At 69.4% G+C, this 13,329-nt stretch carries 13 protein-coding genes and 1 pseudogene; 8 read left to right on the top strand and 6 right to left on the bottom strand.

The window, feature by feature from the left end:
* Positions 1-11: 11 nt before the first annotated feature.
* The 4 genes from OG753_RS18990 (at position 12) to OG753_RS18975 (ending at position 4,511) form a co-directional block, all read left to right on the top strand.
* Complete coding sequence (locus tag OG753_RS18990; protein ID WP_405789310.1) at positions 12-1,172, top strand: acyl-CoA dehydrogenase family protein; 1,161 nt, start codon at positions 12-14, stop codon at positions 1,170-1,172.
* Between the two features lie 4 nt (positions 1,173-1,176).
* Complete coding sequence (locus tag OG753_RS18985; RefSeq protein WP_405789309.1) at positions 1,177-2,076, top strand: aminoacyl--tRNA ligase-related protein; 900 nt, start codon at positions 1,177-1,179, stop codon at positions 2,074-2,076.
* Positions 2,077-2,306: 230 nt separating this feature from the next.
* Positions 2,307-2,822, top strand: coding sequence for a flavodoxin family protein (locus OG753_RS18980; RefSeq protein WP_405789308.1), 516 nt, complete (start codon positions 2,307-2,309; stop codon positions 2,820-2,822).
* A 411-nt stretch (positions 2,823-3,233) separates the two neighbouring features.
* A complete protein-coding gene (locus OG753_RS18975; protein ID WP_405789307.1) occupies positions 3,234-4,511 on the top strand; it encodes an ATP-grasp domain-containing protein in 1,278 nt (425 codons plus the stop codon).
* A 254-nt stretch (positions 4,512-4,765) separates the two neighbouring features.
* Here the strand turns inward: OG753_RS18975 and OG753_RS18970 are convergent.
* Both OG753_RS18970 and OG753_RS18965 read right to left on the bottom strand, forming a co-directional pair.
* Positions 4,766-4,972 (bottom strand): annotated as a pseudogene (locus OG753_RS18970) (transposase); the annotation flags it as partial.
* Positions 4,973-5,343: 371 nt separating this feature from the next.
* Positions 5,344-5,601 carry a hypothetical protein gene (locus OG753_RS18965; protein WP_405789306.1) on the bottom strand — a complete coding sequence of 86 codons (258 nt, stop codon included), beginning with the start codon at positions 5,599-5,601 and terminating at the stop codon, positions 5,344-5,346.
* A 520-nt stretch (positions 5,602-6,121) separates the two neighbouring features.
* Here OG753_RS18965 and OG753_RS18960 point away from each other — a divergent pair.
* The 4 genes from OG753_RS18960 to OG753_RS18945 all read left to right on the top strand — a co-directional run bounded on the left by OG753_RS18960 (position 6,122) and on the right by OG753_RS18945 (position 11,034).
* Entirely contained in the window at positions 6,122-6,631 is a 510-nt protein-coding gene (locus tag OG753_RS18960) for a hypothetical protein (protein WP_405789305.1), read from the top strand.
* 1,882 nt (positions 6,632-8,513) lie between these two features.
* On the top strand, positions 8,514-8,906 hold the full coding sequence (locus OG753_RS18955; protein WP_405789304.1) for a hypothetical protein: 393 nt from the start codon (positions 8,514-8,516) through the stop codon (positions 8,904-8,906).
* A complete protein-coding gene (locus OG753_RS18950; RefSeq protein ID WP_405789303.1) occupies positions 8,885-9,958 on the top strand; it encodes a hypothetical protein in 1,074 nt (357 codons plus the stop codon). The genes OG753_RS18955 and OG753_RS18950 overlap by 22 nt, the downstream gene beginning before the upstream one ends.
* 194 nt (positions 9,959-10,152) lie before the next feature.
* A complete protein-coding gene (locus OG753_RS18945; protein WP_405789302.1) occupies positions 10,153-11,034 on the top strand; it encodes a hypothetical protein in 882 nt (293 codons plus the stop codon).
* Positions 11,035-11,101: 67 nt separating this feature from the next.
* On the opposite strand, the gene OG753_RS18940 is transcribed toward OG753_RS18945, so the two are convergent.
* From OG753_RS18940 to OG753_RS18925, 4 genes are all read right to left on the bottom strand, one after another.
* Positions 11,102-11,626, bottom strand: a complete 525-nt coding sequence (locus OG753_RS18940; protein ID WP_405789301.1) for a hypothetical protein — start codon at positions 11,624-11,626, stop codon at positions 11,102-11,104.
* Positions 11,626-11,832 (bottom strand): hypothetical protein, encoded by a 207-nt coding sequence (locus OG753_RS18935; protein WP_327262942.1) that lies wholly within the window; start codon positions 11,830-11,832, stop codon positions 11,626-11,628. The genes OG753_RS18940 and OG753_RS18935 overlap by 1 nt, the downstream gene beginning before the upstream one ends.
* 402 nt (positions 11,833-12,234) lie before the next feature.
* Positions 12,235-12,366, bottom strand: coding sequence for a hypothetical protein (locus tag OG753_RS18930; RefSeq protein WP_327262941.1), 132 nt, complete (start codon positions 12,364-12,366; stop codon positions 12,235-12,237).
* A 255-nt stretch (positions 12,367-12,621) separates the two neighbouring features.
* The gene (locus OG753_RS18925; RefSeq protein WP_401278691.1) at positions 12,622-13,263 is read right to left on the bottom strand and encodes a TetR/AcrR family transcriptional regulator; all 642 of its coding nucleotides are present in this window, start codon (positions 13,261-13,263) and stop codon (positions 12,622-12,624) included.
* Positions 13,264-13,329: the final 66 nt, after the last annotated feature.

Genomic DNA, 13,329 nt, shown 5'->3' with positions numbered 1-13,329 from the left:
TGACACTTCAGATGACCGAACGGCCGGCACGGGAGCAGGCCCTCGCCGCTGCCGCGACGGCCGCCCGTACCCTCGCCGAGCACGCCGACCAGGTCGACAAGAACGCGGTGTTCCCCGAGGCGTCCGTGGCCGCCCTCGCCCGTGCCGGTCTGCTCGAGGCCGCGCTTCCCGCGCGGCTGGGCGGGCCGGGCCTCGACACCGCCACCCTGGCGGACATCGCCCGCACCCTGGGTCGTTCCTGCGGATCGACCGCGATGATCTGGACCATGCACCAGGTGCAGGTGGCCTGTGTCGCACGGCACCTCGGCCCCGCCGAGACCGCCACGGAGGAACTCTTCACCTCGACGGTCGCCGCGGGCGGGCTGATCGCCTCGGTCACCTCGGAGCTCGGGGTCGGCGGCAACCTCCGAGAGAGCCGCGTCCCCTGCGTCACCCGGGGGGACCGTGTCACCCTCACCAAGGAAGCGCCCACCATCTCCTACGGGCGGATGGCGGACGCCTTCCTCCTCACCGCGCGACGGAACGAGGCCGCCGCCCCCGGCGACCAAGTGCTCGTGCTGGCGTCCAAGGAGCAGGTGGAACTGCAGAACGTCGGCGAATGGGACGTCATGGGCATGCGCGGTACGCGCAGCCCGGGGTGTCGCATCCTCGTGGACGTCCCTTCCTCGCAGGTGCTCGACACGCCCTTCGCGGAAGTGGCGGCACACACGATGGTGCCGCTCTCCCATATCCTGTGGAGCGCCGCCTGGATCGGAATCGCGGAAGAGGCCACTCGGCGGGCCACCCGTCGCATTCGCCTCGCCGGCCGGCAGGGGAAGTCCGGTTCCGTCGCCGATCTGCGGCTCACCTCCATCGGACAGCGGCTCGACTCTCTGAACGGTCTGCTGCAGACCGTGATTCGCGGTTACGAGCGCCTGGACGAAACGAACGCGGACGCCGTGGCCACCGACTTCGCCATCGAGGTGAACAGCCTGAAGCTGGCCGCCTCGACCGAGACGGTGGAGATCGTCGAGACCGCGCTCGAAATCTGCGGCATGCCGGGTTACCAGGAACGCGGAGAGCTCTCCGTGGCACGAATGCTCCGCGACCTGTACTCGGCCAGGTTGATGATCTCCAACACCCGACTGCAAGAAACCAATGCAACTGCGATGCTGATGAGGCGTTATGGATAACTTCGTGACACGAGCTGCGACCGTTCCCTCGAACGGGACGGTCCTCGCGGACACCGGCCTGCCGGGGCTGGTGACGTCCGGCGCCGTTTTCGAGACGCTGATCGACGCCCTGCAGGCATCCATAGCGCGGCTCGCGGCCGGGGACGCCCCGACGCGGATCGGTGTGCCCCCGGTGATCTCCAGGGAGCTGCTCCAGCGGCTCGGCTACGTCGAAACGTTCCCGCACCTGCTGGGCACCGTGCATACCTACGAGGGCGACGATCAGGAGTGGCGCGAACTGGCGGCGGCGCTGCGCAACGGTGAGCCCTGGACGCGGCGGCACGAACTCAGCGACGTCGCTCTGCTCCCGGCCGCTTGCTATCACCTGTATCCGCAGCTGACCAAGGCGGAGTTCACCGAACCCGCTGTTTTCGACCTCACCGGGCACTGCTATCGCCACGAGCGCACGTCCGAGGCTGGCAGGATGCGCTCCTTCCGGATGCATGAACTCATCCGGGTCGACAAGCCCGAGTCCGTACTCGGCTGGCGTGACGCCTGGATCGAGCGCGCGGCCGAGTGGCTGCGCACGCTGGGGCTGGCGGTCAACGTGGTGCCGGCCAACGATCCCTTCTTCGGCGCCGCGGGGCGCATGATGGGCACGATGCAGCGCGAAGAGCAGCTGAAATGGGAACTCGTCGTGGAGGTGGCGGACGGCCTCAGCCAGGCTGTGGTCTCGTGCAACTGCCACAAGGACCACTTCTCGGCCGAGTTCGAATTCCGGATGGCCGATGGCGAGGCGCACACTTCGTGTGTCGCCTTCGGGCTGGAGAGGATCGCGCTGGCGGTTCTCCACAAGCACGGTGCCGACAGTCGCCACTGGCCCGCGGAATTGACCCACCCTGTGGTCGCACATCCGGCCGGATAGCCCGCAAGACGTGGTCTCCACGCGGAAGCCCCTGGTGGAATCGGTGTCGAGCTCTCGTCCACCAGGGGAATCATCCACTGCCGGCGTGACCGTCACCCAGTGCACGTCCACAGCAGATTGACAGGAAGAGATTGATGCCGAGTTCGGTTCTGGCAGCGAATCCAGCGAGGAGAGAGCTGAGCGGCGCGGATCCCGCGCTTGGCGAAGACCGGGCGAGGAGCTTCGCCTTCATGCTCGGCAGCGCGCGTGAGGGAGGCGTCACCGAGTCGCTGGCGCGCCGTGCGGCCGAGGGCCTTCCTGCGGGGGCCGAGTGCAGTTGGCACCAGCTGAGCGGGCTTCGCTTTTCGGGAGAGTCCGCATCCGGAGCCGAGGGGGACGAAGAAGCTTGCCTCAAGGCGACGTTGGAGCATTCCGACATCGTGATTGTGTCCCCGCTCTACTGGTACAGCGTTTCCGCGCAGACCAAGCTGTACCTCGACCATTGGGCTACGTGGATGATGCGTCCGGATCTCCGCTTCCGGGATCGGATGCGCGGGAAGACGCTGTGGGCGGTCAGCACGTTCGCCCGCGGAGGGGCCCAGGACGCAGAACCTCTGGTGGGCATGCTGCAGCGCACCGCCCGCTATCTGGACATGACCTGGGGAGGCGCCCTCCTGCACCGGGCTCGCAGCAACGGCCACCTGGCCGACCCGGATGCCCGGCTTCATGCGGAGTCCTTCTTCGCCGCCGCACCCGAGTCGCCCTGACAGCGCGGATTAAGGCCGTTTCGCTCGTGGGGAACGAGCGAGGGCGACCGGCGTACGACCGGGCGTCCCACCGGCGCTGTCCGCCGTACCGGCGTGGGCCGGACGCGGAGAGCCACGCGAGACCGACCAACCCACTGCCACCGGCAACGCTGTTCCGCACGTGAGCGGACCAGCCTGCCCCGCTCCGTAGGAGCTCTGTCCTTCCCCCTCGTCCCAAGCCGAGGGTATCCACGGGGGCTACCGGCGCGCCTTGCGCCCATGCGGCTGCCCATCTCCCTCCGGAGTTCCTCCGCTGAGGTCGTTGCGCCTTCAGAGGCGCACCCGGAAGCCGCTGCCGACACCCGGCGGGAACCGCACGATGCCGCGATCCCCGCCCCCGCACTCGCGACGAAACACCCAGAGGTGAACCCCATGACCGCAATCCGCATTCTCGTGCTCGGTGGCAAGGCCGTCATCGTGCGCAAGGCCGCCGCTCTCGGCTACGAGGTGGTGCACGTCCAGAAGCCGTCCGCCTTCGACCCGGAGGTCGTGCCGCACTGCGCCCAGGTCCTGTTGGTGGACTACCAGGACGTGCCGACCGTCACCGCGCTCGTGCGCGCACTGCACGAACAGCGTCCCTTCGCCCGCGTATTCACCCAGACGGAGGCCGCACAGGTGGTGGCCGGCCACCTCACCGACACCCTCGGGCTGCCCGGCAACAACGCCCGCACGAACCGTCTCCTGCACGACAAGCCCGCGCTGCGCGCCCTGCTCAACACGCAGGGCATCGGACCGGTTCCCACCCTCACCGCACCCGGCCACGAGGAACTGCGTGGGTTCGTCAAGGAACATGGTGGGGCCGTGCTCAAGCCGACGATGGGTTCGGGCAGCCTCGGCGTTCGCAAGATCGAATCGGTCGCCGAAGTCGACGGGGCATGGGCCTGGCACGAGGAGTTCGGCGTCCGTGACTTCATGGTCGAACAGCTCCTGATCGGCCGGGAGCTGAGCGTGGAGAGCTTCTCGGTGGGAGGCCGTCACACGATCGTCGCGATCACCGGCAAGGACACCGGCGGGGGTGTGGTGGAGCTCGGCCACGTGGTGCCCGCGCCGATCACCGGGGAAGAGCAGGAGTCCGTACGAGAGCTCGTGACGTCCCTCCTGGACGCGGTCGGCCTCGTGGACGGCCCCTCCCACACCGAGGTGATCCTCACCGCCGACGGTCCCCGGGTGATCGAGTCGCACAGCCGCTGTGGCGGCGACAACATCAACGACCTGGTGCGACTCGTCCACGGCATCGACATGGAGGAGACCACCTACTTGCTGGCCGAGCGGGACGAGCCGCTTTCGGGTACCTATCCGGCCGAGGGTGCGGCAGCCATCCGGTTCCTCGTCGCCGAACCCGGTCGGGTCACCGCAGTGACCGGTGTCGACGACGCCAGGGCGGCCGAGGGCGTTTTCCAGATTTCTGTCCCGCTGGAGATCGGCGACACCGTGCACGAACTGCGCTGGTCGGAGGACCGCTGCGGCTACGTCATGGCGTATGCCGCGGACGCTTCGACCGCCGAGCGGCTTGCCGCTGTGGCGGCCGCCCACATCACGATCACCACCGAGCCGGTCGATCGAGCGGCGCAGGTCCGCTCGACGCTGGGCGACATTCTTGGCGAGGTCGACGAAGAGCTGAACCCGTTCGCCGGCACGGCCGCCCCGTGAGAACACCACGAACCTAAGAGCTCGTAACAGGATCATGAATGGGCCTTCTTCAGGCGTCGCCAACAGATGAGGCTGCAGACCAACGAGAGGAAGGAGTCCTGGAGTTCGGGGCATCGTTGCAGTGAACGGCGAGGTGTTTGCACTGGTGGAGCGGGGCGAACGTTTGCTCGACGATGTAGCGGAGCTTGCCGAGGCCCTTGATGTTCGGGGAGCCTTTGCGGGAGATCGCCGGCGGGATCCGGCGTTTGCGTAGTTCACGGCACGGCCTTCGAGTCGTACGCCTTGTCGCCGAGCACGGCATCGAGACGTCGGCGGGGATGGCCGGGGCGTCCGGCCGCGAGTGGGATACCGTCGACCAGCGCGAGGGTCTGGGTGATGTCGCTTACGTTGGCGGCGGTGGTGAGGGCGTGGAGCGGGGTGCCCTTGCCGTCGCAGATCAGGTGGTGCTTGCTGCCCGTTTTCCGCCAGCCGACCGGCGACGGACCGGTCGCCGCTCCACCTTTTCGCGCGGATGGGGGAGTCGTCCACGCACGATCGGGACCAGTCGAGTTCGCCGGCCACGTTCAGCTTCGCGAACAGGAGCTGGTGAAGTTGGTCAAAGACGCCCGCCTGTTGCCAGCGGCCCAGTCGTCGCCAACAGGTCTGACCGGAGCCGAACCCCAGCCAGGTGTCGGAATGGCGGAGAGTCACTCCACTATTCCTGAACCCCTGGGCAGTCGACCAGCGGCGTGGGAGCTCCAGCGGCCGCCGGTGGCGTTGCTCGGTGTGGCGGCCATGTGCGTCGGCTGACGGCCGGCCCTGCCTCGCCCCGGCCCGGTCGGGCCTGGCCGGGTCAGTTCAGGGTGTGAGAGCCGTCGGGGAGCCAGCCTTCGAGGAATCCGGCCAGGAGGGTGATCGCCCCCTGGGGGTTCACCTGTCTTCGGTGGCGCCGCAGGTCGTTCAGTATCCACAGGGTGTGCCTGTCTGCCTGGCTGCAGGCCGACTGGGCCTCCTGAGTGGTGATCCGCCAGATCAGGGCGTGGGTCTCCGTGACCCGTTCGTGCTGCCAGGTCTGGCCTGTCGCGGTGGTGTGAATGCCGCGGACTGCCATGAGGCGGGGGTGTAGATCCCGAAGGTCTGCGCGAGGTGTGTCCGGGCCAGGCGTTCGGGATCCCCGTCCGTCCCGACGTGGACGGGCGGGAGGGTCCATTCGCCGTAGCAGTTGCCGCACAGCAGCAGTCGCCGGTCGTCGTCGACGAGTAGCAGGAGTGCCCGCCGGTCCTGCTGGGCGTCAGGGATGTGCTGGATGGTCACCTCCCCACCATCCATCCCTGCTATTTAAACAGCAAGCTAGTGGGTGGGTGTGGCGTACGCGACGCGTGCCAGCGGATGGCGCCGCTGAGGACGCGCCGGGTGCAAGAGCAGAGGTGGTGCTGGGGTTTGCGGCACGGCTCCGGGTGCCGCCGAAATCGGACCGGCTTCAACGACGCGATCACGTAGGCCCTCGCACCGTATACAGCCAGCGCCTTCCAGACCGCGCGCCGGCACCGGGTCTTCGCCTCGATGGCCGAAGCCGCCCGGGGCATCTATCCGGAGAACCTGCGAGAGCTGACGCCCGGACTCGCGGTGAAATGGAGACGCTCCTCGTCGACGAGGGAATCCCGCTTATGTGGGTCCCGGGTCCGGGCACGGTTCAGGCTTTCCTGGACGCTGCCGACGCCGCTGCGCGCAGGCGGCTCATCGGGCAGCGCTGGAAGGGCATCACCAACTACTGCGAAGGCGTCCTCGACGCAGTCAAGCACCCCGACCTCCAGGCTGCGCGCAGCTTCGCCCTGGACGTCGTGAACGCGTTGAGGGATGGCCACACCAGCGCAGCCCAGGCCCTGGCGGCCAACCTGCTCGACTCCATCCTCCAGCGCGACCTCAGCCAGGCCCTGAGAGTCGAGCTCACGAGGAACAACTTCAAGAAGAACGGGGACAAGTTCAAGCTGGACGCCTACAAGTTCAGGACGGCCTGCACGTTCGCCCCTGTCTGGTACGCCCACGCCAAGTACTACCCGGCCAACGGAGACGCGAGGATCCCAGCGCCCATGGCGTCTCCAGGAACCAGTACTCCCGCATCAACACCGTCTACGCTCTGATGCTCGTCACATCGGTGCTCAAGCTCTTCGACACCGAGCTGCCTCGCTAAGGCGGAACCGCCGGCAACGGGCCAGCCGACGATTACGGTGGCTGCCAAGATCGCGGCCGCACAGCCCGGGGGCGGCTTTGGCGAGGCCAGGCGAGCCTGCCCGGCCCGCCCCCCGGGCGATCCTGCGATCAGGCTTGAACCCCACCGCGCGCGCCCGCCGGTGGCGGTGGCACCGGTGCGAACGGTCTGAGCCCCAAGACTTGCTGCTCACGCCTTGCCGCCTCCTCGATCAGTCCGGGATCCATCGGACGCGGTAGCGGGCCTGGAGTTCGTCAGCAGTCATACCCCGCCGCTGCGCGCGTTCCTGCTGCTCGGCAGCCTGCTGGGCGGCATCCGGCTCGACCCCATTGGGGGGGGAGAGAGGAATCGTCGAGGGCGAGCTCGGGTCCCTCCCAGGCTGTCTCGATCTCAAGGACCGGACCGAATGGGGCCGGCCCCAGGCCGGAGATACCGACAAGGTCGGGTGATCCGCTCGTAGCCATGAACGTTCCGGTTCGGCCATCGGGGAGAGTCAACCGGCCGGGCGAGGCGTCCCAGAGGTCGTCGTCGGTGTCTGTGTGCAGGCTCCCAGCCCAGGTGGTGTGCCGGTCGTAGGTGAAGCCAGGCAGGGTCTTGGGATCGAGCTTGAGCACCAGGGCGGCGACGACCGGTACGTCGCGTCCATCGGCGAGTGTCACCGTGCCCTCACCTACAAAGCGGGTCTTCCCGTCTTCCCACGGCATTGCGCCCCCTCTTGCGTTTACACGGACGGAGATCGTTCCGCATAAGCGTGAGGCAGACAACCTTCCTGGGGTGTGCAGGACCAGGCGCAGGGGGGCAAGCGCCGCTCACCACGTGCCCCCTCGTACGCACGTCGCTCTCATGCTCGTCATGATCGGCGCCCCGGACAGCACCTAGGCGCTGTCCGGGGCTCGCGCGAATCGCGTAGTGCTGGCGCAGCCGATGCTTCCTGCAGGGCGGCGGACTGCGCCGCTCGCAATAGGCGCGATCGAGGCGAATGGCGAACCGTGGCGATTGGGGATCCGAGAAACTCGTTTTCAATCTCTCGGGAGGGGCACCCTGACCTGGGATTTTGGTGTTCTAGACACATCCCACGAAGGCGGGGGCTTGTCGGAAACCTTGCCGGAAATCCCAGAGGGATCGCCCGACCTGTCTCGACAAACATGCTGGTCAGATGACGTGAGCACACCCAGGTGCAGATGCCCTCGCGGACACTTTCCCGGGCACACGCCTGGTAGCCGACTGACCGCTGACAGCCTAGCGGATCGTGCTGGGAGTGGTCGCACGGGTTGCCGCAGGCGCGGGCCTGAGGCGAGGGCATGGTCGTGACCTGGGGGTTCTGAACGTCTGAGGTCGTGGGCGCGGAGGCTGGCTGCGTGGTGGGGGTGTGAATGCGGTGACGGCCGCACCCTGGGGTGGGTGCGGCCGTCGTCGGGTCGAGGCGTGTATCAGGAGACGATCTGGCTGCACGGTGCTGGAACGCGGCGGACGGGGGCGGGCCGGGGCCCCGCCGCAAGGAGGAGTGCCGCAGCCGGACGGCTCTCACCCCCTCACCGGCCGCCGGATTACGGCGTTCGGGTCAAAGCCATGGATTTACGGTGCCATTGAGCATTCCGGGGCAGCTATACATGGGCATCCACAACATCGGCTGCATGGCTGTTCGTTCGATCGAGTCGGAGTGTCATGGCAACTCGGCGCAGGGTCCTGTCCGTCGTGTCGGCAATTGCGGCAGCGGCCGGCAGGAAGACCCACCTCGTGCCGTCCCCCGTACACCTGCCGCCCCCTCGACGCCGAGCGCACGGGACACCCGCCTCGCCGACATGCTTCCGCTGGTGGCCGGGGCGTGGGGGGAGCGGGGCGGCTCGCACGCTCCGCCGGAACGGCTCACGTGGCAGCGTGATCGGAGCGCGTCCCGTGACGAGCCGCTGAGCGTCGAGGTCACCGGGCCGGGCCGGCCCTGGTACGCGTCCTTCATGGTCCACAAGGCCCTGGACCAGGCCGGCGTCCCGAAGGAGGACACGGCGAACCAGGCGGTCCTGGCGTGCGGTACCGGCATCACCGAGCCCGGCTGCCGCATCACGCGCGGCGTCGGCGACGGCTGGCGCATCGAGACGTCGGCTCCCGCCCCGGAGAGCCACCCGTACCGTGTCCTGTACGTGCAGTGGCCGTCCGACGGACCGGGGCGGCCGGAGAAGTGGGCGTCATGGCAGCTCCCCACCCCCTGACCGGGATCGCCCCGGACCCCCGTGCGGCGGCCCGCTGGGCCCTGGGCAGGATGGCGTCGGCCGCCGCCGAGGACACCCGCTTCGCCGCGGTGGCCGAAGCCGTCCAGCACCGGGTCCCGCACGAGGTCTCCGGGCGCTACGGAGCAACCGGCGCAGCCCGCTTCGTGAGCGGCGAGCCGGAACCCGACGCGCGCGAGACTCTCGACGACGCCTCCACCGCGGAACTGCGCCGGGACGTCTCTGTCGGTACGGATCCGTGCCTCGCGCTCACCGATCCGGCCAGGCTCGTCGGCGCGGTGGCCACTGCCTCCGACGGACGGCTCACGTGGCACGAAGGCCGGCCTGCGGTCGACCTCGTGCTCACCCCCGACCCCGAATCGGCCGATCCGACCGACCCCTGGCTCCCGCCGGGGGCCTCCCGCCTGCCCGTCGCCGTCGACGTCCGTTCCGGCCTGCTCCTGCGCGCCGAGGCCTTCGACAGCCACGGCTGCTTCCGCAGTGGCACACTCCGCCTCGCCCGTACCTCCGCGGACACACACACGGACACGGACCCGGCAGCCCCCGCCCCGGACGGTACGGGCGCCGGCCCCGTACTCGCCCGGATGGCCACCAGCCTCCTCGACCCCGTACGGCTGCGCGCCGAGATCCACGCCGAACCCGGCCTCGACCCGCCCCTGCCGACGGCAGCGCTGCCCTCCCCGCGCCGCTGGACCGTCACCGTGCACAGCCCCAGTGGCACGCTGACCGTCGAGATCAGCGGCGCCTACCGCAGCGACCGAGCGGCCCCGGCCGCCGCCAGGCTCGCCGAACTCCTCACGCCGGCCCGCATCGTGTCCCACCTGGCCGACGCCACCCTGACCGGCCCCCACTCCCTCCGCGCCACCGTCCGCCCCCTGCGCACCTTCCCCCTCAGCGCCTGGGCCCCCGAGGAAGACCTCGTCTGCGACTTCACCGTGGACCCGGCCACCGGCATCCTCCTCCACGCCAGAACCACCGACACGGCCTCCCGCGTCCTCTTCCGCTGCGAAGTCCGAACGTTCCACCCCGGGTGAGGGGACACGGCCATGGATGCCGCCGTTCATAGCGGCAGAGCTCGCGAAGCGGCAGCCCTGCGGCGAAGGCATCGCGCTTCCGGGAGTGCCGTGACCAGGTTTCCCGGAAACGCAAGGGGCCGAGAGTCCGGGCTTCACGAACAATCCAGGCATCGTCGTCGAGAAGCCGTGGTCATCTACAACAGGACGTGTCCGTGACGTACAACCTCCTCACCATCGACGCCGTCAGCCCCGAGGCCATGGCCCTCGCGCTGGCCGGATGCCTCGGCATCGCGGTCGGTGACGTGGACGTGGCCGATGCCGACGGCGACGTCGACCCCGGCCTCCGGAACTGGGACGCGCCCGTCTCCTGCGCCTACCGGGCGGTCCGCGGTGACGTGGCCCGGTCGCTGGACGTGTACGCCCAGGAGGGATCCGCCGGCCGGCCGGCCGAGGCCGACGTCGCCTCGGGGTTCGCGAAGGCCGTGATGACGACCGTCCTGTTTCCCGCCGGGGAGGCACCGCCGAGTGCCTACTGGGCCGTGACGCCGGAAGGGCTCCTCACCCGGGCCCGGCTCGAACTCTCCGACGACGAGCCGCCCTTGTACGAGGTCACCGCCGTCGAGGCCCCAGTACCGCAGCTGCCGCGGGCGACCGTGACGGGATTCGCCGAAATCGTGCGGGAACAGAGGCCGGACACGCCTGTGGCCCGGGCGTTCGCGGCATCGGCGGAAAGGATGGGGCAGGCCGCCGGCAGCCCCGTCCGGACCGCGGAGGGCAGCCTGGTGGTGTGGGAGAGGGTCATCACGCAAATGGAATCCGCGTGGGCGCCATCGGGGTGGTATCCGGCAGACCTCTACCGGGAGCGGCTGGAGGCCCGCGACGAGCTGGCCGGGATCGGTGACCGCCTGCCCCGCGAGGTCACCGAGCTGCTCGCCGAGGCCTTGGAGCAGCTGGACAGACGGTTCGCCGCCGCGACAGAGGACGACCCGTCAGGGAGCCTCCGCAGAGAACTGTCGGGAGCCTCTGCAGAGCGGGCCCCGGCCGGCTGGTGGTGGCACCGCCGCCCGAATCCCGCACCGTGGGAACAGGCCTGACTGCGTGTCGACAGCACCATCACAGGCCTGCTGCACGATGAGAGTCGCGTATGGCTTCTCGCGGGCGTCAGGCCGTCGCTCTGAGGTAGACGCGGCTGCTCCGTTCGTCGATCTGCGCCACCGCGACCTTGAGCCAGTTCAGGTCGCCCTTGCAGGGTGCGCACACCTGCCCCTCCCTGACCTTGGGAAGCGAATCCGGTTCCGGCAGCCCCAGCTGTGCGAACGGCGTGGCCGGTGTTGCCTCGGCGGCGAAGGGTTGCTCGCGCAGTTTGAGGGGCTGCTCCGGCTTCAGCTGGGTGAGGAAGGAGTCCACGGCTTCCGCGGGCAGGACGAAGGACAGGATCAGCCCGTCGTCCTGGAATCCCCTGCGGTGCGCCGCGACGGCACCGGTCGCCGTCGAGGGGATCTCCACGCGCAGGGTCCGGGCGACAGACTCGGTGGTGGCCCCCTCGACCCAGTCGGACGGGCCCGGGGCTGCCGCGCGGCCGCCCTCCCCGCCGCCACCGCCGGAGCAGCCGGCGGCGAGCGCAGCGAGCACTATCGCCGCCACGGCGAGCACCGGGGAGCGCCCCGGAGGGTGCGCGGGGATCATCAGGCCGCCTCGTTGCGGCCGATGTCCGTGCGGGTGCCGTCCCGCCCGGTGTCCTCGGGCGCCAGCCAGGAACCTCCTGCCGAGAGGTTGTGCTGCTGTACCGAGCTGCTTCCGCGCATGTCGAACTCCCTGGCCAGTCCTGTCGTGTGCATGCGGGCCATGTCGGCATCGGTGACGGTAGTCGGCCCGATCGGTGCGTTTCTCACAGCTTGATCCTGCCCGAGGCGGGCGGTCCGTGCGGGCTTGCTCGGATCGGGCGGGCTCACGTGCACATGGACGCCCGCAGGTCCGGCGTGTGTCGAGGCCGGCCCGCTGTGGGGAGACGCAGACCTGAAGGTCGGCTCGTAGGCGGATCGCGGAGCAGATCGGCCTTCAGCGCCAGGCGCGAAGTCGAACTTCCGGCACCGGCTCGCCCGCGACAGACCGCGGTACGCAAGCGGCTCGGGCAAGGCATATCACCCCGAGCCGAGCCGAGCCGAGCCGGCCCGGCCACGTTCAGTGGCGCATGGAAGCAGCTCAGCCGCCCGCGGCCGCCCGCCGGACGGGCACGCACGGTAGGGAGGGGTGTGCCGAGCCGGGTGACGGGCTTCGCGTCGGTGTCGGGGCGGTCAGGCGCGGATGGCCGGGAAGAGGGTGTCCTTGACCTCCTGCCAGCGTTCCACGATGTCGGTGCGGTGGTGCAGGGCGTCCGAGATGTGCTGGACGCCGAAGAAGGCGGCCACGACCACCCGTGCGACCACCTCGGGGGTGCAGCCCGGGCGCAGTTGACCCGCCTCTGCCGTGGCAGACGACGATGTCGGGTCGGTGCTCGGACAGGAGCCCGCGCGCGGCGACCGGGCCGCTGCACGACCAGACCGGGCCGACCGAGGGGATGTTCTGGAGCAGGTTGAACACGCCGCAGCGGAGCAGTTCGCTCTCCAGGACGACCAGTACGGAGGACCGGGCGAGGGGGTTGGCCCCCGCCTGGCTCACATGGACCTGTATCTCGCCCATGGTCAGACCTTGCCGTGGATGAGGGTCCAGGTCAGTTCGGCGATGCGCTCTGCGCTCATGCCGCTCGTCCCCGTCTTCGCGGTGGTGTCGTGTGCCGTCGTGTCGAGTTCGCCGCGGGTCCAGCGGCCGATGACCGAGAGGACCGCGCCGCTGAGGAAGTGGGCGTGCACCAGGGTGGCCGTCTCGTCGAAGCTGCCCGGCGCCGCCTCGGTGAGCAGCTGCTCGAACCACGCCTGGGCGAGGAGCCGTTCGAGGCGGCCGGCAAAGCGGGAGCTGCCGTCCTCGCCGAGCATCTGGCGGTAGACGGCCCGGTGCCGGTCGACGTGGGCGAACAGCTTGACGAGGTGGACCGGGGTCTCCTCGGACAGGGTGTGCGCGTCGGCCAGCAGGCGGCAGGCGCTCGCCGCGTCGACGATGCCCTCCATGGTGCTCTCCGTGGCGTCGAGCAGCAGGTCCTCGCGGTCCTTGTAGTGCAGGTAGACCGTTGCCCGGTTCACCTCCGCCCGCTCCGCGATGTCACTCATGGTGATGCCGTCCAGGTCCTTCTCCATCGAGAGTTCCAGGACGGCCGCCCGCAGGAGGGCCCTGGTCCGTCTGGCGCGAGGGTCGCGCGAGGCGCCTCTGGTGTTCGAGATGTTCGGCATGGGGCCAGTTTCCATCGCCGGGGCGAGTAAAGCAACACCTGTCAGTTAAGCGACACATGTCGTACA

The organism is Streptomyces sp. NBC_00029 (assembly GCF_045160505.1).
Taxonomy (GTDB): domain Bacteria; phylum Actinomycetota; class Actinomycetes; order Streptomycetales; family Streptomycetaceae; genus Streptomyces.
This window is presented reverse-complemented; position numbering and strand designations above follow the sequence as displayed.